Annotated in this window: 23 protein-coding genes; 10 read left to right on the top strand and 13 right to left on the bottom strand. The window is 68.7% G+C overall.

What is annotated here, in order from left to right; translation table 11 throughout:
- Window positions 1-2 precede the first annotated feature (2 nt).
- Window positions 3-716, bottom strand: coding sequence for a sulfate transporter family protein (locus ACU4E7_RS15270; protein WP_238121855.1), 714 nt, complete (start codon window positions 714-716; stop codon window positions 3-5).
- Window positions 717-920: 204 nt separating this feature from the next.
- Here ACU4E7_RS15270 and ACU4E7_RS15265 point away from each other — a divergent pair, with 204 nt between their 5' ends.
- From ACU4E7_RS15265 to ACU4E7_RS15245, 5 genes are all read left to right on the top strand, one after another.
- Window positions 921-1,598, top strand: coding sequence for a TetR/AcrR family transcriptional regulator (locus ACU4E7_RS15265; protein ID WP_238121854.1), 678 nt, complete (start codon window positions 921-923; stop codon window positions 1,596-1,598).
- Window positions 1,599-1,708: 110 nt separating this feature from the next.
- Window positions 1,709-2,917, top strand: coding sequence for an efflux RND transporter periplasmic adaptor subunit (locus ACU4E7_RS15260; RefSeq protein ID WP_447019337.1), 1,209 nt, complete (start codon window positions 1,709-1,711; stop codon window positions 2,915-2,917).
- The gene (locus ACU4E7_RS15255; protein WP_447019336.1) at window positions 2,917-6,033 is read left to right on the top strand and encodes an efflux RND transporter permease subunit; all 3,117 of its coding nucleotides are present in this window, start codon (window positions 2,917-2,919) and stop codon (window positions 6,031-6,033) included. Before ACU4E7_RS15260 ends, ACU4E7_RS15255 begins: the two co-directional genes overlap by 1 nt.
- An 86-nt stretch (window positions 6,034-6,119) precedes the next feature.
- A complete protein-coding gene (locus ACU4E7_RS15250) occupies window positions 6,120-6,590 on the top strand; it encodes a nuclear transport factor 2 family protein (RefSeq protein WP_447021644.1) in 471 nt (156 codons plus the stop codon).
- Window positions 6,590-7,147, top strand: a complete 558-nt coding sequence (locus tag ACU4E7_RS15245) for a TetR/AcrR family transcriptional regulator (protein ID WP_447019335.1) — start codon at window positions 6,590-6,592, stop codon at window positions 7,145-7,147. The genes ACU4E7_RS15250 and ACU4E7_RS15245 overlap by 1 nt, the downstream gene beginning before the upstream one ends.
- Before the next feature lie 37 nt (window positions 7,148-7,184).
- Here the strand turns inward: ACU4E7_RS15245 and panB are convergent, their stop codons facing one another.
- Together panB and ACU4E7_RS15235 are read right to left on the bottom strand one after the other, a co-directional pair.
- Window positions 7,185-8,024 (bottom strand): 3-methyl-2-oxobutanoate hydroxymethyltransferase, encoded by an 840-nt coding sequence (gene panB / locus ACU4E7_RS15240; protein ID WP_238121849.1) that lies wholly within the window; start codon window positions 8,022-8,024, stop codon window positions 7,185-7,187.
- Between the two features lie 74 nt (window positions 8,025-8,098).
- The gene (locus ACU4E7_RS15235; protein WP_238121848.1) at window positions 8,099-8,665 is read right to left on the bottom strand and encodes an NnrU family protein; all 567 of its coding nucleotides are present in this window, start codon (window positions 8,663-8,665) and stop codon (window positions 8,099-8,101) included.
- A 181-nt stretch (window positions 8,666-8,846) separates the two neighbouring features.
- Between ACU4E7_RS15235 and ACU4E7_RS15230 the strand changes: the two genes are divergently transcribed.
- Together ACU4E7_RS15230 and guaB are read left to right on the top strand one after the other, a co-directional pair.
- Window positions 8,847-9,356, top strand: coding sequence for a L,D-transpeptidase (locus ACU4E7_RS15230; RefSeq protein WP_447019334.1), 510 nt, complete (start codon window positions 8,847-8,849; stop codon window positions 9,354-9,356).
- Between the two features lie 251 nt (window positions 9,357-9,607).
- On the top strand, window positions 9,608-11,128 hold the full coding sequence (guaB, locus tag ACU4E7_RS15225; protein ID WP_238121847.1) for an IMP dehydrogenase: 1,521 nt from the start codon (window positions 9,608-9,610) through the stop codon (window positions 11,126-11,128).
- Between the two features lie 104 nt (window positions 11,129-11,232).
- Here guaB and ACU4E7_RS15220 read toward each other — a convergent pair whose 3' ends face one another.
- From ACU4E7_RS15220 to ACU4E7_RS15175, 10 genes are all read right to left on the bottom strand, one after another.
- Window positions 11,233-11,688: a hypothetical protein gene (locus tag ACU4E7_RS15220; RefSeq protein WP_238124992.1), complete on the bottom strand. Its 456-nt coding sequence runs from the start codon at window positions 11,686-11,688 to the stop codon at window positions 11,233-11,235.
- A 199-nt stretch (window positions 11,689-11,887) separates the two neighbouring features.
- A complete protein-coding gene (locus ACU4E7_RS15215; protein WP_447019333.1) occupies window positions 11,888-12,187 on the bottom strand; it encodes a hypothetical protein in 300 nt (99 codons plus the stop codon).
- Between the two features lie 73 nt (window positions 12,188-12,260).
- On the bottom strand, window positions 12,261-12,866 hold the full coding sequence (gene gmk / locus ACU4E7_RS15210; protein WP_238122031.1) for a guanylate kinase: 606 nt from the start codon (window positions 12,864-12,866) through the stop codon (window positions 12,261-12,263).
- Between the two features lie 92 nt (window positions 12,867-12,958).
- Window positions 12,959-13,834, bottom strand: a complete 876-nt coding sequence (locus ACU4E7_RS15205) for a YicC/YloC family endoribonuclease (protein ID WP_238122030.1) — start codon at window positions 13,832-13,834, stop codon at window positions 12,959-12,961.
- A 121-nt stretch (window positions 13,835-13,955) separates the two neighbouring features.
- Window positions 13,956-15,110, bottom strand: a complete 1,155-nt coding sequence (gene mltG, locus ACU4E7_RS15200) for an endolytic transglycosylase MltG (RefSeq protein ID WP_447019332.1) — start codon at window positions 15,108-15,110, stop codon at window positions 13,956-13,958.
- Window positions 15,111-15,195: 85 nt separating this feature from the next.
- The gene (fabF, locus tag ACU4E7_RS15195) at window positions 15,196-16,458 is read right to left on the bottom strand and encodes a beta-ketoacyl-ACP synthase II (protein WP_238121843.1); all 1,263 of its coding nucleotides are present in this window, start codon (window positions 16,456-16,458) and stop codon (window positions 15,196-15,198) included.
- A 178-nt stretch (window positions 16,459-16,636) separates the two neighbouring features.
- The gene (locus ACU4E7_RS15190; protein WP_238121842.1) at window positions 16,637-16,873 is read right to left on the bottom strand and encodes an acyl carrier protein; all 237 of its coding nucleotides are present in this window, start codon (window positions 16,871-16,873) and stop codon (window positions 16,637-16,639) included.
- A gap of 284 nt (window positions 16,874-17,157) precedes the next feature.
- Complete coding sequence (gene fabG / locus ACU4E7_RS15185) at window positions 17,158-17,901, bottom strand: 3-oxoacyl-[acyl-carrier-protein] reductase (protein ID WP_238121841.1); 744 nt, start codon at window positions 17,899-17,901, stop codon at window positions 17,158-17,160.
- A 281-nt stretch (window positions 17,902-18,182) separates the two neighbouring features.
- Window positions 18,183-19,166, bottom strand: coding sequence for an ACP S-malonyltransferase (gene fabD / locus ACU4E7_RS15180; RefSeq protein ID WP_238121840.1), 984 nt, complete (start codon window positions 19,164-19,166; stop codon window positions 18,183-18,185).
- Window positions 19,167-19,251: 85 nt separating this feature from the next.
- Window positions 19,252-19,962, bottom strand: coding sequence for a HisA/HisF-related TIM barrel protein (locus ACU4E7_RS15175; RefSeq protein ID WP_447019331.1), 711 nt, complete (start codon window positions 19,960-19,962; stop codon window positions 19,252-19,254).
- A gap of 53 nt (window positions 19,963-20,015) precedes the next feature.
- Between ACU4E7_RS15175 and ACU4E7_RS15170 the strand changes: the two genes are divergently transcribed.
- The 3 genes from ACU4E7_RS15170 (at window position 20,016) to ACU4E7_RS15160 (ending at window position 22,660) form a co-directional block, all read left to right on the top strand.
- On the top strand, window positions 20,016-20,981 hold the full coding sequence (locus ACU4E7_RS15170; protein ID WP_447019330.1) for an ATP-grasp domain-containing protein: 966 nt from the start codon (window positions 20,016-20,018) through the stop codon (window positions 20,979-20,981).
- 142 nt (window positions 20,982-21,123) lie between these two features.
- Window positions 21,124-21,561, top strand: coding sequence for a dihydroneopterin aldolase (folB, locus tag ACU4E7_RS15165; RefSeq protein ID WP_447019329.1), 438 nt, complete (start codon window positions 21,124-21,126; stop codon window positions 21,559-21,561).
- A gap of 109 nt (window positions 21,562-21,670) precedes the next feature.
- Entirely contained in the window at window positions 21,671-22,660 is a 990-nt protein-coding gene (locus tag ACU4E7_RS15160; protein ID WP_238121835.1) for a class 1 fructose-bisphosphatase, read from the top strand.
- The last annotated feature ends 64 nt before the right edge of the window (window positions 22,661-22,724 follow it).

Raw genomic sequence — 22,724 nt, 5'->3', positions numbered from 1 at the left:
CCTCAGAGCGTCTTGCCCTCGATGACCAGATGGCCGTCGGCCCCGCGCTGGGCCGGCAGGGGGGCCAGCCGGCGGTGCAGATGCACCATGAAGGCGGTGCCGAACACCGGCATGATGAGGTTCAGCACCGGCACGAACAGGATCGGGGTGATCAGGAGCCCGGCGAGGAAGATGGTGGTGGCATTGGCCTGGCGCAGGGCGCGGGCCTCCTCCGCCGAGCGATAGCGCATGGCCGCCAGCTCGAAATATTCCCGGCTGATGAGATAGGCGTTGGCGATGAAGAAGATCACCACATTCACGCCGGGCACCAGCAACAGCAGCAATGCGGCAAGGTTCACCACCAGCACGATGCCGAAGAAGCGGGCCGAATAGATCAGCGCCGTCAGCACCGGCTGCGGCCGGCCGCGCGGATCGTTCGGATAGCTCTCCCCCTCCACCTTCTCGGCCACGTCGTCGAGAAACAGGCCGGCCACCAGCGAGGACACGGCCGGGACGAGATAGAAGATGCCGAACACCAACCCCAGCCCTGCCACCACCGCGAGGGTGGTCTCCACCCAGGGGTAGGACGGCACGTCGACGAAATGGGCGAGCACCGCCTCCAGGGCGATGGCCAGCACCACCAGCAGCGCCAGAGCGAGGCCGATGGACTTCAGAAGCACCCCGCGCAGCAGGGGGGAAAAGGTCTGGCGCAGGGCTTCGAGGAAGGCGGAGAGCATGGTGGCGGGCGGCTCCGGGAGACGGCTCCCAATGACCTGTTACAGTTAGGGTGCGGCCCCCGCCACCTCAAGAGGGCGGGCCGGCGCGGGGGTGCGGCGCAGCATCGCGCGAATGAACGTTCACTCCGGCGGCAGGATCTGCTAGATCTGCCGCGAACGAACATTCGCTCCGGCCGCCCCGCAGGCGCTCAAGGATGCCGCCCCATGACCTCATCCCCCCTCGCGGACGGCGCGCCGCACCCGCCAACCGAGGCCGGCGCGCCGTCGCATGGCAGCGACGTGCCGGCGCGCCGCAGCGAGCAGCAGAAGCGCATTCTGGCCGCCGCCATGACCTGCTTCGCGCGGGAGGGCTTCCACGGCACCTCCATGCAGAAGATCTGCGCCGAAGCGGGCATGAGCCCCGGGGCGCTCTACCGTTATTTCCCCTCCAAGGAAGCGCTGATCGCGGCCATCGTCGCCGATGAGCGCAGCCAGCGGCTGCATATTCTCGACACGCTCGTGCGGGCCCCCAGCCTCATCGAGGCCCTGATGGGCTGCATGCGCGAGCTCTTGGAAGAGCCCACCCTGCCCACCGCGCAGCTCGGGCCGGAGATTATGGCCGAAGCCATCCGCAACGCCCCGCTGCGGGCCGCCATCGAGCCGTGCGAGGACGAAAGCCGCGCCCAATTGCGCGAGGCGCTGGTGAATGCCGCCGCCCGTGGGGAGATCGACCCCGCCATCGACACAGACGATCTCATGATCTTCCTGCAGATGCTGGCCGATGGCGCCATCCTGCATCACCAGCTGCACCCCGAATGGGGCGTGCCGGGCCGCCTGCCCGCTTTGACCCGGCTGCTGCAGCGCATGCTGACGCCGGTGGCGGAAGCGGAGGGGCGGCCATGAGCGCCTCACCCGGTTCCAATCCCGCGCCCGGAGACCGTTCCCCCTGTCACGGGACTGCCGTCATTTTCCCTCACCAAGCGTCAGGTTTCCCAGCCGAGGCCCCCCGTACCATGTCCGCCTTCCGCCGCTCTCTGGCCCCATCCGCCCGCGCCGCCCTGCTTGCCATGGCCGGCCTTTGGGCGCCCGCTCTCGGTGTCACGGCCACCCATGCCGAGGAAGCGGCCCCGGCGGCGCTCACCGTGTCCGTGGTCCAACCGCGCACGCAGAGCCTGGCGGAAACCCTGCTGGTGACCGGCTCGTTGCAGCCTCGCGAGGAGATCGAGGTGGGCCCGGAGGTGGAGGGCCTGCGGCTGGTCGAGATTCTGGTGGAAGCGGGAGACCGGGTGGAGAAGAACCAGGTGCTCGCGCGCCTCTCCCGCGAGGTTCTGGAGACCCAGCTGGCGCAGAACACGGCCACCGCAGCGAAGGCCCGGGCCGCGGTGGCGCAGCAGCGCGCCGCCCTCGACCAGGCCCTGGCGCAGGAGACGGAGGCAGCGGCGGCGGTGGAGCGCGCGCGCCAGTTGAGCAAGACCGGCACGGTCTCCCAGGAGACCCTGGATGTGCGCGAGCGCGCCATGAAGGTCACCACCGCCCAGGTGGCCGCCGCCCGCGAGACCCTCGCCGCGGCGGAGGCCGAAGCGGTGCTGGTGAAGGCGCAGCGGGACGAGATCGAGGTGAAGCTCAAGCGCACGGACATTCGCGCCCCGGCCGCCGGCGTCATCCTCTCGCGAGATGCGCGCCTCGGCGCCATCGCCCTTTCGGCGCGCACGGCGCCCTTGTTCCGCATTTCCGAGGACGGCGCCATCGACCTCGATGCGGAAGTGCCGGAAGACGCCATGCCGCGCATGAAGACCGGGCTTGCGGCCGAAGTGACCCCGGCCGGCTTCGAGGCCCCCCTCACCGGCACGGTGCGTCTGGTGTCGCCGGAGGTGGACAAGGCCTCGCGGCTGGGACGGATCAAGATCGCCTTGCCGGCGGATCCCCGCCTCAAGCCCGGTGCCTATGGGCGGGCGCTGGTGAACCTGGGCGCGCGCAGCGGGCTCATGGTGCCGCAATCGGCGGTGATGTTCGATGCCGACGGGGCGTTCGTGCTGCTGGTCAACGACGGCCTGATCTCGGCCCGGCGCATCACTCCTCTGCTCAAGACCCGGGGCCAGGTGCTGGTGTCCGAGGGGCTGACGGGGGCCGATCGGGTGGTGGCCCGGGCCGGCGGCTTCCTGCGGGAAGGTGACCGGGTGCGCGCCGTGGACATGCCCCTGTCGGTGGGTGAGGTGCGCTGATGGCCCTCAACATCTCCGCCTGGGCCATCCGCAAGCCCATTCCCACCCTGGTGATGTTCGTCATCCTCACCGTGCTCGGCATCGTGCATTTCCGCTCGCTGCCGGTGACGCAGATGCCCAACATCGACGTGCCCATCGTCATGGTCACCATCACCCAGACCGGCGCCGCGCCCTCGGAGCTGGAAACCCAGGTGTCGAAGAAGGTGGAGAATTCCATCGCCGGCGTCGCCGGGGTGAAGCACATCACCTCCTCCATTTCCGAGGGCACTTCGGTCACCACCATCGAATTCTATCTGGAGACCCAGGTGGATCGCGCGGTGAACGATACCCGCGACGCGGTCACCAAGATCCGCTCCGAGCTGCCGCGCTCCATCGACGAGCCGCTGATCCAGCGGGTGGACATCGAAGGCCTGCCCATCATCACCCTGGCGGTCTCCTCCCCCTCCATGAGCACCGAGGAAATCTCCTGGTTCGTGGATGACACGGTGGCCCGCGCCCTGCAGGGCGTGCGCGGCGTGGCGCAGGTGAAGCGCGAGGGGGGTGTCGACCGCGAGATCCGCGTCGCCCTCGATCCCGACCGGCTGATGGCCCTGGGCATCACCGCCGCGGAGGTGAGCCGGCAATTGCGGGCCACCAATCTCGACGTCTCCGGCGGCCGCGGCGAGGTGGGCACCCAGGAGCAATCCATCCGCACCCTGGCCGGCGCTGGCAGCGTCGACGCTCTGGGGGAGACCCGCATCGCCCTCACCAACGGGCGCTATGTGCGGCTGAAGGAGCTCGGCACTGTCACCGACGGGGCGGCCGAGCCCCGGGTGTTCGCGCGCCTCGACGGCAAGGGGGTGGTGGCCTTCGGCGTTTATCGCGCCAAGGGCTATTCGGACGTCACCGTCTATGACCTCGTGAACAGCGCGCTGGAGGAGCTGCGCACCCAGCATCCCGACGTGACCATCACCGAGATCGACACCACGGTGCGCTACACCAAGGCGGATTACAGCTCCGCCATGCAGACGCTCATCGAAGGGGCGATCCTGGCGGTGATCGTGGTGTTCCTGTTCCTGCGGGATCTGCGCGCCACCATCATCACCACGCTGGCCATCCCGCTCTCCATCCTCCCCACCTTCTGGGTGATGGACATGCTGGGCTTCTCGTTGAACGGCGTCAGCCTGCTGGCCATCACTCTGGTGACCGGTATTCTGGTGGATGACGCCATCGTCGAGATCGAAAATATCGTCCGCCACATGCGACAGGGCATCTCGCCCTATCGCGCCGCCATCGAGGCGGCGGACGAGATCGGCCTCGCGGTGGTGGCCACCACCCTCACCATCGTCGCCGTGTTCGTGCCGGTGTCCTTCATGGGGGGCATCGCCGGCCAGTATTTCAAGCAGTTCGGCCTCACCGTCGCCATTGCCGTGCTGTTCTCGCTGGCGGTGGCGCGGCTGGTGACCCCCCTGCTCGCGGCCTATTTCCTGCGCGATACCGGCCATCGCCAGTCCGGTGACGGCCGCATCATGCGCGCCTATGTGCGGCTTTTGCGCTGGTCGCTGCGGCGCCGCTTCCTCACCATTGCCGCCGGCATCGGCATCTTCATCGGCACAGTCTTTCTCTCCACCCTGCTGCCGTCGGGCTTCCTGCCCAATATCGACATCTCGCGCTCCATGCTCTCCATCGAGCTGCCGCCGGGCACCACTTTGGCGGAGACGGAACGGGTGTCCGACCAGATCACCCGGATGATGCTGGAACAGCCGGAGGTGGCGAGCGTCTACGCCACCGCCGGAGCCGGCGGCGCGGGTGCCGCCGCCATGATGGCGAGCGAGATCCGCAAGGGGCAGATCGTCATCAATCTGAAGCCACGGGCCGAGCGCGGCCAGGACCAGAAGAGCTTCGAGGCCTCCCTGCATGACCGCCTGACGGCCCTCCCCGACATGCGCTTCACCTGGAGCTCCAACGGCCAGGCGGCCCAGCGCGGCTTCCAGATGGTGCTCTCCGGCAATGACGGCGCGGCGGTGGAAAAGGCGGCCCTGGCGCTGGAAAAGGACATGCGCGACGCCGTGCCGGTGCTGACCAACGTGGTTTCCTCGGCCGCCCTCGACCGGCCGGAAATCCGCATCGTGCCGAAGCTGGACGAGGCGGCGGAGCTGGGCGTGTCGGTGGACACCATCGCCGAAACGGTGCGCATCGCCACCATCGGCGACATTTCCGCCAACCTCGCCAAATTCTCCGCCAAGGACCGGCAGATCGACATCCGCGTTCAGCTGGATGAGAAGGCCCGCACCAGCATCGCCACCTTCGATGCCCTGAAGGTGCCCACCGCCAGCGGCGGCGCGGTGCCCCTCTCGGCGGTGGCGGACATCCGGTTCGGCAAGGGCCCCACCGCCCTCGACCGCTACGACCGTGCCCGCCGGGTGGCGGTGGAGGCGGACCTGGTGGGCGACACTCCGCTCGGCACCGCCGTGGAGGCGGTGAAGGCGCTGCCCACCGCCCGCAACCTGCCCACCGGCGTCACCCTCAAGGAGGCGGGCGACGCCGAGATCATGGGCGAAGTGTTCTCCGGCTTCGCCCTGGCCATGGGCGCTGGGCTGATGCTGGTGCTGGCGGTGCTGGTGCTGCTGTTCCACGATGTGCTGCAGCCCATCACCATCCTCATTTCGCTGCCGCTGTCGGTGGGCGGGGCCTTCATCGCTCTGCTCATCACCGGCAATTCCATCTCCATGCCGGTGGTCATCGGCTTCCTGATGCTGATGGGCATCGTCACCAAAAACGCCATCCTGCTGGTGGATTTCGCCATCGAGGCCATGCGCGCCGGCACCGACCGCACGACGGCGCTGCTGGAAGCCGGGCGCAAGCGCGCCCAGCCCATCGTCATGACCACCATCGCCATGGTGGCCGGCATGGTGCCCTCGGCCCTGGCGCTCGGCGAAGGCGGCTCCTTCCGCGCGCCCATGGCCATTGCCGTCATCGGCGGCCTCATCACCTCCACGGTGCTGTCGCTGGTGTTCGTGCCGGCGGTGTTCACGGTGATGGACGATCTGAGCCACCTGCTCGGCCGGCTGTTCGGGCGCTTCGTCGGCAGCCGGGACGAGCCGGACGCGGCCGGGACCCAGCACCCCGCGCACTGAGCGACCCAAGGGGCGGTGACGAACCGCCCCTTGACTGGCGCGCGCGACTCTGTACCAATCAGTACACACAAAACTGATTGGTACAGATCATGACCTCACGTCCACCGCTGCCGCCCTTCAGCCTTGAGACCGCCACGCAGAAGGTGCGCATGGCAGAAGACGCCTGGAACACGCGGGATCCCGAGCGGGTCTCCCTCGCCTATACGCCCGACAGCCGCTGGCGGAACCGCTCCGACTTCCTGTCCGGACGCCCCGCTATCGTCGCCTTTCTCGATGCCAAGTGGCGGCGCGAGTTGGATTATCGGCTCATCAAGGAGCTCTGGGCGTTCCACGGCAACCGCATCGCCGTGCGCTTCCAATATGAGTGGCATGACGCCGAGGAGGCGTGGTTCCGCTCCTACGGCAACGAGCAATGGGAGTTCGACGAGAACGGCTTGATGCGCCGGCGCGAAGCCTCCATCAACGACGTGCCGATCCGGCTGGAGGACCGCCGCTTCCTGTGGCCGGCCGGCCCGCGTCCGGCGGATCACCCGGGCCTGACCGAGCTGGGGATGTGATGGCGCGGATGGTGATGGAGCGGGCGGATGTCATTCCCCTCCTCGGGGAGGTGTTCCGCGCGCACGGTTTCGAGGGGGCGAGCCTTTCCGCCATCACGGCCGGCACCGGCCTCGGCAAGGGCAGCCTCTATCACTTCTTCCCGGGCGGGAAGGAGGAGATGGCGGCGGCGGTGCTTCAGGACATCGACGGCTGGTTCGAGCGCGCGGTCTTCGCGCCCTTGCGCGACGAGCCGGACGCGGCCGCGGCCATCCGGGCGAGTCTGGCGGCGGTGGAGCAGTATTTCCGCTCTGGCCGGCGGGTGTGCCTGGTCGGCGTGTTTGCTCTGGGCGAGGTGCGGGACCGGTTCGCGGATGAGGTGGAGGGCTATTTCGCCCGCTGGCGCGCCGCCCTGGCGGCGGCCCTTCAGCGGGCCGGGCGGCCGGAAGCGGAGGCCCGAGATGCGGCGGAAGACGCGGTGCTGGCCATCCAGGGGGCACTGGTGCTGGCCCGCGCCCTCGATGATCCGGCGGTGTTCACGCGGGCCCTGGCGCGCCTGGAGCACCGCCTCTTCGGCTGAGGACGGGACCGCGTCGCGGCCCCGTCCTCGTTCAGCCTCAGGAGGCCTTGGCCTTCTGCACCAGACGCGGGGCATAGACATGCTCCGGCCCGGGGAAGGCACGGGCCCGCACGTCCTCCGCATAGGAGGCTACCGCCTTCTCGATCTCCGGACCGAGATTGGCATACTTCTTCACGAACTTGGGCACCCGGTCGCCAAGGCCCAGCATGTCCTCCAGCACCAGCACCTGGCCATCACAGGCCGGCGAGCCGCCGATGCCGATGGTGGGCGGCGCCACCTCCTGGGTGATGCGACGGGCCAAAGGCTCAGCGATGGCTTCCAGCACCACGGCGAAGGCGCCCGCCTCGGCCACCGCGCGGGCATCGTCGAGGATCACGCTCGCCTCGGCATCATCGCGGCCGCGGGCCTTGAACGAGCCGAGGGTGTTGATGGCCTGAGGCGTGAGGCCCACATGGCCCATCACCGGAATGCCCCGATCCACCAGGAAGCGCACGGTCTCGGCCATGCGACGGCCGCCTTCCAGCTTCACCGCGCCGGCGCCGGTCTCCTTCAGCACCCGGGCGGCGGTGTGGAACGCCTCGGTGGGGCTCGCCTCGTAGCTACCGAACGGCAGGTCCACGACGATCAGCGCCCGCTTGGTGCCGCGCACCACGGCGCGGCCGTGCACGATCATCATCTCCACCGTCACCGGCACGGTGGTTTCCAGGCCATGCATGACCATGCCGAGGCTGTCGCCGACCAGGATCACATCCACGTGGCGATCGAGCAGACGCGCGGTGTGGGCGTGGTAGGAGGTGAGGGAGACGATGGGATCGCCCCCCTTGCGGGCCTGGATCTCCGGCGCGGTGATGCGGCGGTTCTCTGCCTGGCTGGACATGACGTTCCTCTATGTTTTGCGACGGGCACCTTTGCCCTGTTCCCGCTACGGCCAGCGGCCGCGCCCCACCCGGATCAGATGACAGGAACACCGATCACATAAGGGTGGAACAGCAAAGCGAGAGCCGCATAGAGCACCAGCCCGCCCACGACCGCAAGAGCATCGCCGCTCCAGCCCGCCGGCGCCGCCGGCACCACCACCCCGCGCCGCTTCTGCGCGATCCGGTCATACACCGCCCAGGCCAGCACCGCGCCGAACAGCACCACCGAGGCCACGTCGCCATTGGCCAGGAGATGGGCGAAGGCCCAGGTCTTCACCGCCACCAGCAGCGGATGCTTCAGCCAACTGCGCAGATGGCTCGGCACATAAGCGGACACGGCGGCGATGCAGGCAATGAGCATCAGCAGCAGCGTGACATGCCGCAGCGCCAGCGGCGGATCCCAGAGCACGGCGGAACCGGCGGCCCGCCACAGGGCGAAGCCATAGGCCGTGAGCAGCAGCCCACTGACCGCCACCAGCGAGAAGAACGCCTTGTAGGTGCCCGCGCCCACATCGGCGATGAGCCGGGCGCGCAGGCCCCGGGCGCTCGCCACCAGATGGACACCAATGAACACCACCAGGCCCAGCAGCATCATGGCCATGAAACGCACTCCCAATGGCGCAAGCCCCGCGTCTCCAGAGCATGCCCGGCGCCGGGCGGCAAGAGCCCAGGTCGCCACAGGCCGAGACGGGCATGCGCCTCCTGGTCACGCAGGCCGCCATCACCCTCGCGGGTTGCATTATGGCTTTACCGTGGCAGTATGGCTGACGGAGGGGAAGACCATGCGCCACATGTGGACCCTGTCCCGCCACGGGATGCCGCCGCGCCACGCGCCCCACCCTGCCGTCAGCCTCAGGGTGTGGATCCGCGCGCTGGCCGTCGCCCTCGTGCTGCTGGCCGGTGGCCTGTGGGGCGGCACCGCGCCCGCCCACGCCGGCGTCGTCGCCCGGATCGACCTCTCCAGCCAACGCATGGTGGTCTATGTGAACGGCGTGCCGCGCTATAACTGGCCGGTCTCCACCGCCCGGCGCGGCTATGTCACCCCCACCGGCACCTATCGCCCCCAGCGGCTCTACCGCAGCTATTATTCCCGCAAGTATGACAACTCGCCGATGCCCTACTCCATCTTCTTCCGGGGTGGCTATGCGATCCACGGCAGCTATGCGATCCGCCAGCTGGGGGCGCCGGCCTCCCATGGGTGCATCCGCCTGCACCCCAGCAACGCCGCGACTCTCTACAGCCTGGTGCAGAACTACGGCCCCCGCGACACGCTGATCCAGATCACCCGCTGACGACCGGCGGCACCTGGCGACGCGGCCGGACGCCGCCGCTTGCCCCTGCTCCGACAGGCATTTCGGCACGTATGTTGCACGCGCATGGCGCAAATGCGCGAAATCCTTGCCCGACGGGTCTTCTTTTCGTCGTGCACTCATGGTATCGGCCACTGCCAACTCGAAATGAGGGCTCACACTGGCGTTTGGCGCTGTGCCCCGTTCCGACATCAGACGCGATGCACTTTCGCAATCGCCATCAGGAGTTGGCCATGACTGCCCCACTCGCCCCCTCGTCCTCCCCCATCTCCGGTGGCGTTTTCCGTGAAGGGCTGACCTTCGACGACGTGCTGCTCCAGCCCGGCCCTTCCGAAGTGATGCCCGGCGAGGTGAACACGGTCACCCAGCTCACCAAGTCCATCACCCTCAACCTGCCCATCATCTCCGCCGCCATGGATACGGTGACCGAGGCCCGCCTCGCCATTGCCATGGCCCAGGCCGGCGGCCTCGGCGTCATCCATCGCAACCTCACCCCCGAGCTGCAGGCCGAGCAGGTGCGGCTGGTGAAGAAGTATGAATCCGGCATGGTGGTGAACCCGGTCACCATCCATCCGGACGAGACCTTGTCGGACGCCCTGGCGCTCATGAAGCACTATGGCATCTCCGGCATTCCGGTGGTGGAGCGGTCCAGCGGCAACCTCCCCGGCCGGCTGGTGGGCATCCTCACCAACCGCGACGTGCGCTTCGCCCACAATCCGAACCAGCCGGTCTCCGAGCTGATGACCAAGGAACGCCTCATCACCGTGCGTGAGGGCGAGGTGAACCAGGACGCCGCCAAGCGGCTGCTGCACCAGTACCGCATCGAGAAGCTGCTGGTGGTGGATGCGGATGACCGCTGCGTCGGCCTCATCACCGTCAAGGACATCGAGAAGGCGGTGGCCTATCCCAATGCCGCCAAGGACGAGCAGGGCCGCCTGCGCGTCGCCGCCGCCACCACCGTGGGCGAGGACGGCTACGAGCGGACCGAGCGCCTGATCGACGCCGGCGTGGATCTGGTGGTGGTGGACACCGCCCACGGCCATTCCAAGAAGGTTCTGGACCAGGTCAGCCGCATCAAGCGCCTCTCCAACACCACCCAGATCCTGGCCGGCAACATCGCCACCCGCGAGGGCGCCAAGGCGCTGATCGACGCCGGCGCCGATGCGGTGAAGGTGGGCATCGGGCCCGGCTCCATCTGCACCACCCGCATCGTCGCGGGCGTCGGCGTGCCCCAGCTCACCGCGGTGATGGACGCGGTGGAAGCCGCGCTCGCCACCGGCACCCCGGTGGTGGCCGACGGCGGCATCAAGTATTCGGGCGATCTCGCCAAGGCGCTGGCCGCCGGCGCGTCTGCGGCCATGGTCGGCTCGCTGCTGGCCGGCACCGATGAGAGCCCGGGCGAGGTGTTCCTGTATCAGGGCCGCTCCTACAAGTCCTATCGCGGCATGGGCTCGGTGGGCGCCATGGCGCGCGGCTCCGCCGACCGCTATTTCCAGGCCGAGGTCCGCGACACCCTGAAGCTGGTGCCGGAAGGCATCGAGGGCCAGGTGGCCTACAAGGGGCCGGTGGGCGCGGTGCTGCACCAGCTTGCCGGTGGCCTGCGCGCCGCCATGGGCTATGTGGGCGGGCGCACCCTGCCGGAGTTCCGCGAGAAGGCCCGCTTCGTGCGCATCTCCTCGGCCGGCCTGCGGGAAAGCCACGTGCATGACGTGCTGATCACCCGCGAAAGCCCCAACTACCCGACCAGCGTGTGAGGCTTCAGCCCAGCACCGAACACAAAGGCCGGCGCACCCCGCCGGCCTTTTCTTTTCTCTTGTGAAGATCGGTTACTGCCGCGCTCGGTTACTGCCGCGATCGGCTACTTGGGCGCCTCGGCGCGTTCCTGGGCCCGGAAGGCGGTGACGTATTCCACCAGGAAGGCCGTGGACCACGCCACCATCATCGGCCCGAGCAGCGACTCGAACCCGGCGATGCCGCGGAACAGCTTGCTGATGCTGAGACCATCCGGCCCCACCGTGGTGTACATGGTGAGCGAAAAATAGGTCGCGTTGCCCATATCGGAAAAGGCGCCAATGGACACGTAGCCAATGGCCCACAGGACGATCTCGAAGATGTGGATGCTGCACAGCGCCACCATGAGGCCGCTCACCACCACCGTGTCCCGCATCACGTGGTGGTTGAAGCTGCGCATTTTGAGCAGCCTGCGAATGCCGATTCGAACCACATAGAGCGCATACATGTGGACAAAGACCGTGACGACCGCCAGCACCAGGCTCACGGCGATCACGTACAGGTAATCCATAGCCACAGACATCCGTCCACGCCTCCCACGACGGTGAATCACCGGCGCAGGTTAGTGTGTTCCATGGACGAAAGGCGAATGGCGCCCCGACCCGAAGCGCCAAGGCTGGGGATGACGCGCCCCACCCGCCGCTTACGGCCCGCTGCGGCGCACCGTTCTGCGATTGCGGGCGGGCGCTTTGCGCGCGGCTCCTCGCCGCTTACTCCCCCGCTTACTCCCCCTTGGGGCGCCGCGGCGGCGTCACGTCGATCATCTCGGACTCCATGGAGGGGCGCACCTCCTGGCCCGTGCGCAGATCGAATACCTGCACGCCACCGAAGTTCGCGCGGCGCATGGAGACATTGCCGCGCCCGGTGATGAGCGCGTAGAGCCCACCGCCCAGCAGCAGGGCGGTGATGACCACACCGGCAACGATGATGAGGCCGCCAACCACGGTGAACAGGGCAAAGCCCACCAGGGCCGCCACGGCGAGGCCGGCGAAACCGCCGAACAGGGTGAGGAGCTGTCTCATGCTTCACACCTTAACGGCACATTCGGGCGGACTTGAGACCGCACGTTGAAGCCGGCGCCCACCGGCGTGCCGCTCAGAGCGCGTCGCGCAGCTGCTTCACGAAACTGGAAAGGCCGGTGAGCCGGCGACGCTTGAGCCGCTCGGCCTGCAGGATCGACCGCAGCTTCGCCAGGCTGTCCTCAACCTCGTGATTGATCAGGATGTAGTCATACTCGTCATAATGGCTGATCTCGTCGGAGGCCTTGGCCATGCGCTGGTGCACCACGTCATCGGTATCCTGCGCCCGTGACCGCAGGCGCTGCTCGAGATCGGCGGCGGTGGGCGGCAGCAGGAACACCTTCACCAGATCCTGCTGGGCGCTCTCGCCCAGTTGCTGGGTGCCCTGCCAATCGATGTCGAACAGCACGTCGCGGCCGGCGGACAGCGCCTCCTCCACCGCGCGGCGGGGCGTGCCATAGAGATTCTGGAACACGGTGGCGTGCTCCAGCAGCTCGCCCCGGTCCCGCATCTGCTCAAAGGTCGGCACGTCGACGAAGAAGTAATCCTTGCCGTCCACCTCGCCGGGGCGCGGATGCCGGGTGGTGACCGACACCGACATAGTGATGCGCGAATCCGCTTCCAGCAGGCGGCGGGACAAGGTGGTCTTGCCGGCACCCGAGGGAGACGACAACACCAGCATCAGCCCGCGGCGGGCAAGGCCGCTGGTGGCGCCGGGCTTCCAGCCCGGCAGCGTGAAATGGGGCGAGAGGGAGGACGAGCTGGTCACGGGCGTCATTCCAGATTCTGGATCTGCTCGCGGAACTGATCCACCAGCAGCTTGAGGTCAAGGCCGATCTGCGTCAGCGTCACCGCATTGGCCTTCGAGCACAGGGTGTTCGCTTCCCGATTGAACTCCTGCGCCAGGAAATCGAGCTGGCGCCCCACCGGGCCGCCCTGGGCCAGAAGCTGCCGCGCCGCGGCCACGTGGGCGTTAAGCCGGTCCAGCTCCTCGCGCACGTCCGCCTTGGTGGCCAGCAGCACCGCCTCCTGATGCAGCCGCTCCGCATCGAGCTGGTGGGCGGAGGCATCGAGGAGCACCCGCACCTGCTCGGCAAGGCGGGTGCGGATGGCTTCCACCGTCCGCTCCGGCAGTGCCTCCGCCGTCGCCACCAAAGCGGCAATGGAGTCGAGCCGGGCAGACAGCACCGCCTCCAGCGCCTGTCCCTCGCGGGCCCGCATGGCACACAGCTCGGTCAAGGCATGATCGAACGCGGCGAGGACGGCAGCGCCGCGGGCGCGCCGTTCCGCCGCTGTCTCCTCCACCTCAGCCACCTCGACGATGCCCTTGATGCCCAGGAGCGCGTCGAGGGTGGGGGCCGGGGTGCCGAGCCGCTCGGCACTGCCACGCAGTGTCTCCAGCAAGCCTTCGAGGGCCGGCTGGTTGAGGCGGATGGACACGCTCTCTCCCTCGCGCACGGCGGTCAGATTGATCGCCACCGATCCGCGCGCCAGGACGGCGCCGGCGCGGGCCCGGATCTGCACTTCCAGATCCTCATGGCCCGGCGGCAGGCGCAGGCGCAGGTCCAGCCCCTTGCCGTTGACCGAGCGCAGTTCCCAGGAGAAACGCCACGGCCCGTCGCTGCCCGCGACCCGGGCGAAGGCCGTCATGCTGGCCAGCGGCTTGGTGCCCGCCGGGGACTTGCGACCCGCCGGGGGCTTGGTCGCCGCGGCGGGCGGGGTGGATGAGCTCATGTGCATTCGCGCGCCAGGTCGACCGCCGCGCGCCTTCTCAATTGGCCGGGCTGGGCGTCGCGGGCGCGGCGCCATCCGGCTTGGCGGAATTGGAGCGCGTGGCCTCGATGGCGCGCCACTTGGCAACGTTCTTGTTGTGGTCGTTCAGGGTCTCGGCAAAGGCGTGGCCGCCGGTGCCGTCGGCCACGAAATAGAGATCCTTGGTGGCGGCAGGGTTGGCGACCGCCTCCAGCGCCTCGCGGCCGGGATTGGAGATGGGGCCCGGCGGCAGGCCGTCGATGGCGTAGGTATTATAGGCCGTCGGCGTGGTGATGTCGGTGCGGCTGATGGGACGGCCCAGCGTGCCCTTGCCGCCGGCGATGCCATAGATGATGGTCGGATCCGACTGCAGGCGCATGCGCTTGTTCAGGCGGTTGATGAACACCGCCGCCACCTGCGGCCGCTCCTGCGGCTCGCCGGTCTCCTTCTCCACGATGGAGGCCAGGATGATCAGCTCCTGCACATTCTTCAGCGGCAGGCTCGGCGCGCGTTTCTCCCACACCGCCTTCACCACCTTCTGCTGGGCATCCGCCATCAGCTTCAGCACCTCGTCGCGGGACATGCCGCGGTGGATGCGGTAGGTCTCCGGCAGCAGCGTGCCTTCCAGCGGCACCACCGGGGTTCCGGTCAGAAACTCATTGGCCATCAGCCGGTCCACCACCTGCTGGCTGGTGAGACCTTCGGGAATCGTCACCTGGTGCAGCACCACCTTGCCGGAGGCGATGGTGTCCACCACACTGGCCATGGACTGCCCCGGCTTGAACAGGTATTCGCCCGCCTTCATCTTAGCGTCGCTGCGGGTGATCTTCTGGCCGAGGATGAACACCAGCCAATTGTCGATCACCCCCTCGCGCTCCAGGGATTCCGCCATGTCGCGCACGCCGGCGCCACGGGGGATGAGCACGGTCTTCTCGGCGGTGAGCGGCCCCGGGCCCTCGAACTCGTGCGCCCCATACCAGGCGGCGAGGCCGCCGCCGATGAGCACGAACAGCAGAAAGGTGAAGATGCCGCTGCCAATGGTCACCGCCGGATGACGCGCGGTGCGGGAGGGGCGTTTCGCTGCGCTCGCCTTCCGGTCCCGCCGCCGCACATGGTGAGCCGGCGCCACGCTGCGCTCGGGGCTTTCCGGCGGCGGATTCTCAGACGTTTCCATGACAGGGCCTCCCTGGAGCCGGGTGATCGTCTCGGCCCCGGCGGGCGCGGCCGCCCGCCTTGTCGGGAACCACTGTCGTGCCGGATCAGGCCGCGTAGCGCCGGAAGATCAGCGACGCATTGGTGCCACCGAAACCAAAGGAATTGGACAGCACCGTGTCGATCTTGCGCGACTGGGCCTTCTGCGGCACCAGATCGATCGGCGTTTCCACCGAAGGATTCTCAAGATTCAGCGTCGCCGGCGCCATCTGGTCGCGGATGGCGAGCACCGAGAAGATGGCCTCGACCGCCCCGGCCGCACCCAGCAGGTGGCCGATGGACGACTTGGTGGACGACATGGCCGTCTTGCCGGCCGCATTGCCCAGCACCCGCTCCACGGCGCGCAGCTCGATCTCATCGGCCATGGTGGAAGTGCCATGGGCGTTGATGTAATCGACCTCGTCAGCGGACAGACCCGCCCGCTTCAGCGCCGCCGACATGCAGCGATAGGCGCCGTCGCCGTCCGATGACGGGGCGGTGATGTGATAGGCATCGCCCGACAGGCCATAGCCCACCAGCTCCGCATAGATGCGAGCGCCGCGAGCCTTCGCGTGCTCCAGCTCCTCCAGCACCACGACACCGGCGCCTTCGCCCATCACGAAGCCATCACGGTCCCTGTCATAGGGACGCGAGGCGCGGGTGGGCTCGTCGTTGAAGGCGGTGCAGAGCGCCTTGCAGGCGGCGAAGCCGGCAAGGGCCAGACGGTTGATGGGCGATTCGGTCCCGCCCGCCACCATCACGTCGGCATCGCCCAGGGCGATCAGCCGGCCGGCGTCGCCGATGGCGTGGGCGCCGGTGGAGCAGGCCGTGACCACCGCATGATTCGGCCCCTTGAGGCCGTGGGCGATGGAGACATAGCCGCCGGCGAGATTGATCAGCCGACCGGGAATGAAGAAGGGAGAGATGCGGCGCGGGCCGCGCTCCTTCAGAATCAGCGACGCTTCCGCGATGCCCTCGATGCCACCGATTCCCGAACCGATGAGCACGCCCGAGGTGATCTGATCCTCATAGGTGGAGGGATGCCAGCCGGCATCATCCAGCGCCTGCTGGGCCGCAGCCATGGCGAAGACGATGAATTCGTCGACCTTGCGCTGCTCCTTGGCCTCCATCCACTGATCGGGATTATAGGTGCCGTCGGAACCGTCGCCGCGCGGGATATTCGCGGCGATCTTGCACGCGAGATCCGACACGTCGAAGTGCGTCACAGCCTTCACGCCGCTTTCGCCGGCGAGAAGGCGCTGCCACGTGGGTTCCACGCCGCAGCCCAGGGGCGTCACCATGCCGAGACCGGTGACGACGACACGTCTCATGGGAAAAACTCCGGCAGACGCTCGAAAAGCGTTCATTCAGCGTGAACCTGGAGGCGCCATGCGCACCCGGGCGACCGCCCTACCCCCGGCGCGACGGCCGCCGCAGCCGCGCACCCCGTTACGACAACGGCCGCGGGCGCCCGGCGCCGCGCGACCGCCACGTTTTTCAACGCCGGCCTCAGGCCGCGTTCTTTTCCAGGAACTTGATGGCGTCGCCCACCGTCAGGATGGTCTCGGCGGCATCGTCCGGGATCTCGCAGTTGAAGGCCTCCTCGAAGGCCATCACGAGCTCGACGGTGTCGAGGCTGTCGGCGCCGAGATCGTCGATGAAAGAGGCAGCGTCCGTCACCTTTTCAGGTTCCACGCCCAGATGTTCAGCGACAATCTTCTTCACCCGCTCGGCGATGTCACTCATCGATGCAACCCTCGTTGTTCAGATAATCCCGTTGCCGTTCGGCGGCTGGAGGTGGGCATAATGCCTTTTTTCCGCCGTGCCCAGCCCCCTCGCCCGCGTCCGGTGCATGGGCGTCGCGCCATCCACGCGGAAACTCCGCGGGAGGAGGCGCCGCGCCGCAGCTTCCTGGCGCTGCGTGGCGGATCGGCAGTGCCCACGGGCACTACGAATCCGGACCGGCTGAGCGGCTCGTATCATACTCGCGGCGCCCTGACCAGCGAGGCCGAGGCGCCGCGCGGCGCAATTCAGATCATCGCCATGCCGCCGTTGACGTGCAGCGTCTGCCCCGTGACGTAGCCGGCCTCGCTGGAGGCGAGATAGACGCAGGCGGCGGCGATGTCCTCCGGCGTGCCCAGCTTGGCCGCGGGCACCGCCTTCAGGATGCTCTCGCGCTGCTTGTCATTGAGCGCATCGGTCATCGGCGTGGCGATGAAGCCCGGGGCGATGCAGTTCACGGTGATGCCGCGGGAAGCCACTTCCTGCGCCAGCGACTTCGACATGCCGATCATGCCCGCCTTGGCCGCGGCATAATTGCCCTGCCCGGCATTGCCGGTGACGCCGACGATGGAGGTGATGGAGATGATGCGGCCGGAGCGGCGGCGCATCATGGTGCGCACGGCGGCGCGGGTGAGCCGGAACACCGCCGTCAGGTTCACCGCCAGCACCTGGTCCCACGCCTCATCCGAAAGGCGCATGAAGATGTTGTCGCGGGTGATGCCGGCATTGTTGACCAGGATGTCGATATGGCCCCCCAGCGCCTCCTCAGCGCTCGGCACCAGCTTTTCCACCTCGTCCGTGTCGCCGAGATTGCAGGGCAGCACCACCACCCGCTCACCGCCCAGCTCCGCGGCCAGGGCATCGAGCGCCTCGCGGCGGGTGCCGGAAATGGCCACGGTGGCGCCCTGGGCGTGCAGGCCCTTGGCGATGGCGCCGCCAATGCCACCGGTCGCGCCGGTGACAAGGGCGGTCTTGCCGGTCAGATCGAACATGAGACCCCAGTCCTTTGGTTGGTTCCGGCGTCGTGGCCGGTTTCATATGGCTGCGCGCCCAGAGCGATGGCGCGCCCCGGATGGCCCGCGGTTCGAGCCGGCGCGATGACGGGCCGGACCCGTCCTTGCGGGACTTGTGCCCCGTCTGCCGGCGCCGCCGCAAGCGACGATGGGGCACCTAGCCGAAATTTCGTCACCCACGGCGCCCGGGCACGGCGCGCCCGCCGCCGACCACACAGGGCCCGCGACGCGCTATCCGGACGCGCCACGGGCCGAAGCACTCAGGCCGCGGAGGCGGCGCGGACGGCGGCGATGAAGGCGGCCACGTCCTCGGGGGTGCCCACATTGCTGCTGGCGATCGAGCGATCGATGCGCTTCACCAGGCCGCACAGCACCTTGCCCGCGCCCACTTCCACCATGCGGTTCACGCCGGCCCCGGCCATGTAGATGACGCTTTCACGCCAGCGCACGGTGCCGGTCACCTGCTCCACCAGCAGCCGCACGATCTCGGCCGGGTCGGTCACCGGCGAGGCGCGCACGTTGCTCACCACCGGCACCCGGGGCGTCATCACGGTGGAACCGGACAGCGCCACTTCCATGGCTTCCGCCGCCGGCCCCATGAGCCGGCAATGGAACGGCGCGGACACCGGCAGCAGCATCGCCTTGAGCGCGCCCTTCTCCTTGGCGATGACGATGGCGCGATCCACCGCCGCCTTGGTGCCGGACACCACCACCTGGCCGGGGGCGTTGTCGTTGGCCGCCTCGCAGACGTCGTCGCCGGCCGCTTCCGCGGCAACCGCGACGGCCTGCTCGTAATCGAGGCCAAGCAGCGCCGCCATGGCGCCCTCGCCCACCGGCACCGCCTCCTGCATGGCGCGACCGCGAATCCGCAGCAGGCGCGCGGCTTCCGTCACCGTCAGCGCGCCGGCGGCCGCCAGGGCCGAATATTCGCCCAGCGAATGACCGGCCACGAAGGCGGCGTCGCGGGCGAGGTCCAGCCCGGCTTCCGTCTCCAGCACCCGCAGCGCCGCCAGCGAGACCGCCATCAACGCCGGCTGCGCGTTGGCGGTCAGGGTCAGGGTCTCCAGCGGGCCGTCCCACATCACCCGCGTCAGGCTCTCGTTGAGCGCCGCGTCGACCTCATCGAACACCGCCTTGGCGGCCGGGAAATTCTCGGCAAGGGCCTTGCCCATGCCCACCGCCTGGCTGCCCTGGCCGGGGAAGATGAAGGCAGTGTGTGACCCAGTGTGTGGCCCGTCGCTCATAGGCGGCCCTCCGCTTGGAAATTTGGGGAGCGCAGAGACACCCGGATTGTGGGCGAGTCAAGGCAGCGCCGCCGGCGCCTCCCACTCAGCCCGGCTCGGCGGGCAGCCAGCGCCGCGCCTCCGCCGGTCCGATGCGCCCATCATGCAGCGCCGATGCCACCAGCACGCCGGCGACGCCCACTTCGGCCAAAGCGTCCAGATCCGCCGCCCCGCGCACGCCCCCGGCGGCGAAGATCGCCCCGCCCGGATGACGCGCACGCACCCGGGCGAGGGCTTCGAGGTCAGGCCCCTCGCCGGAGCCGACCCGGGCCAGGGTCATCACGATCACCCGTGGCGGCCACAGGGCCGCGTCCTCATGCAGGTCGCGCGGGCCGAGCGGACCCTCCCCATTGGAATCCAAGGACAAAACCGTCGTACCTGCGGCCAGCGTCGCCCGCGCGGTGGCGACGTCGGAGAGGGTCTCGGTGCCCACCACGCTCACCCCCAATCCGGCCGCCGCGCGGGCGCGCACCGCCTCGACCGTGGCATCGCCCGCATCCACCCACAGCTCAATGGTGGGGAAGGCGCGCCGCAGGCGGGCGATGATGGCGGCGTTGTCCCCCATTCTGGTGATGGCATCGAGGTCGGCGATGTAGAGGGTGCGGAACGGAGCGAGCGAGAGAAGGCCCGCCACCACGGCCTCGGCCTCGCAAGAGGGCGCCAAGGGTGTGGACAGCGGCGCGTAGGCGGCCCGCATGCCACGGCGCGCGTGCACCACCACGCCTCCCTTGAGGTCGATAACAGGGATAAGCTGCATGCTGCCCTCTCTCACTCGCTCTCGATCCATCCCCGGCGCCGGGAAGGAGCCCCATGCGCGTTTTTATCTGCGAGTACGTGACATCCGGCGGGCTGCGCGACAAGCGCCTGCCCGAGCTGCTGCTGCCCGGCGCCAGCTTGATCCGCGACGCCCTGATCGCCGACGTGGAGGAACTGCCGGGGATCGAGATCGTCGTCGCCCATGATGATCGCCTGCCGCCCGCCGCCACCGGCAGCGTACCGGTGGCGGCGGGACAAGATCCCTTCGCCGTCTGGTCCGAGCTCGCCCGGCACGTGGATGCAGTCTGGCCGGTGGGGCCGGAGAGCGACGGCATCCTGCAACGGATGGTGGCAACCTTCTCGCCCCTCACCCGCCGCTGCATCGCCTCTGCGCCGGACACGCTCGCCATTACCACCAGCAAGGGCGCGACGGCGCGTCACCTCGCCACGGCGGGCATCCCCTGCGTCCCCGCTTTCCCCATGGCCGCGCTGCCGACGGACCTTGCCGGGCCGCTGATTTCCAAGCCGGATCAGGGTTCCGGCTGCGCACAGGTGCACCTGTGGCCGGACCGCGCCAGCCTGCCCGCAGGCACACACCTGGTGGTGCAGCCGTTCGTGCCCGGCCCAGTGCTCGAACTGAGCGTTCTGGTGCATCCCGATGGCGCCCGGCTGCTCACCGCCAATCCCCTGGAGATCCACCATCTGGTCGGCGTGCTGGCGGTCACCGGCGCCACCGTCGGCGCCGAGCCGGACCGCAACGGCACCCTCGCCGCCCTGGCGCGGCAGGTGGTGGATGCGCTTCCGGGCCTGTCCGGCATCATCGGCATCGACGTGATCCTCACGTCGGATGGCCCCAAAGTGCTGGAGATCAATGCCCGCCCTACCCCCACCTATGCGGCGCTGCATGCCGCGCTGGGGGTGAACCCGGCCACCTTCCTACCGCAGCTGATGCGCTCGGGACGGCCGCCGGCCCTGCCCGCGTTGCCGCCGGCCCGGCCGGTGGTGCTGAAGATGCGTTGAAAGGTGTCGTGGAACACAATAGGAAGACAGAAGATTGCGCAGATGCGTGCGGCACCCGGCGGGGCCGGACTATCGCCTCACGGTGGTGGCCGGGTTCCTGGCTATGACCGCGAGCCGGCACCTGCTGTCGCGCGAGGCGTGAATGACACCTGATGATCCAGATATGCTGACCGAGAGCGCGGTCATGGCCGATCCCTCCGGGGGCCCCCGCCCACCGCGCTCCGACCGCCTGTTCCTCCGCAACCTGCCCTTCTACGCGCACCACGGCGTGCACCAGGCGGAGCAGGAGCTGGGCCAGCGATTCGTGGTGGATGTGGACTGGTGGCTGGATACCCGGCCCGCGGCCTGGGCCGACGATGAGGCCCTCACCGTCTCCTATCAGCAGGTCTTCGAGCATGTGCGCACGGTGGTCACCGATGCGCCGGTGCACCTCATCGAGACCCTGGCGGAGCGCATTGCCAGCCGGCTTCTGGACCATTTCGAGCAGATCGAGCAGGTGCGGGTGGTGGTGCACAAGCCGGGAGCGCCAGTGACCGGCGTGTTCGGCGATGTGGGCATCGAGGTCTTCCGCAGCCGCTGATGGCTGCCCTTCTAAGAGCTTGAACCGGCAAGGCCTTTGCCGTTTGCCTCCCGCCGGGTCATAACGGCGGCGGGCGGGGCGGCCGCCGGAGCTGCACGGAGAGATTGTGGTGAGTGAGATCGTGACCCTTCAGGCGTTCCTGAATCACTGGGCGGGCGCCGATGCCGGCCGGCAGGCGGTGGCGGAAGCCGTGCGCACCATCGCCACCACCGGGGTGGGCATCGCCGATCTGGTGGCCCGCGGGCCGCTCGAGGAAAGCCTCGGCAAGATCCACGGCACCGATCCCAACGGCGGTGGCGACACCCAGAAAGAGCTCGACGTCATCGCCGAAGAGCGCATCGTCGCCGCGCTGAAGGGCACCGAAGTGGCCTTCCTGGCCTCGGAGGAGAGCGAGGACCTCGTTCCCATCAATGCCACGGGACGCCTCGTGGTGGCGGTGGACCCCCTGGACGGCTCCTCCAACATCGACACCAACGTGTCGGTGGGCACCATCTATTCCATCCTACCGTATGATACCGCCACCCACGCCAATCCGGTGGATGCGGTGATGCGGCCGGGCCGCGAGCAGCTGGCGGCCGGCTTCCTGGCCTATGGGCCGGCGACCATCCTGGTGGCGACCTTCGGCGCCGGCACCCAGGTGTTCGTCTACGACCGGGACAAGCGCGAGTTCTTCCTCGCCCGGGCGGCGGTGGAGATTCCGGCGGAGACCAAGGAATACGGCGTCAACCAGTCCAACGTGCGCCAGTGGCAGGCGCCCATGAAGGCCTATCTCGCCGATTGCCTGGCCGGCAAGGAGGGCCCGCGCGGCAAGGATTTCAACATGCGCTGGGTGGGCTCCATGGTGGCCGATGCCTTCCGCATCTTCACCCGCGGCGGCGTCTATATCTATCCGGCCGACCAGCGCAAGGGCTATGAGAACGGCCGGCTGCGGCTGATCTATGAGGCCAACCCGGTGGCCTTCCTTACCGAGCAGGCCAAGGGCGGCGCCACCGACGGCAAGACCCGCATCCTGGACATCCAGCCCCACCACATCCACCAGCGCATTCCGCTGGTGTTCGGCTCCAAGGCCGAGGTGGAGAAGATCGCCTCCTATTATTGAGCGGTGCCGCGCCACGGCGCGGCCCTTTCGGGCGGGACCAACACCCGCCCACCCCTTCCTTATC

Source organism: Xanthobacter sp. ZOL 2024, assembly GCF_052932325.1.
This window is presented reverse-complemented; position numbering and strand designations above follow the sequence as displayed.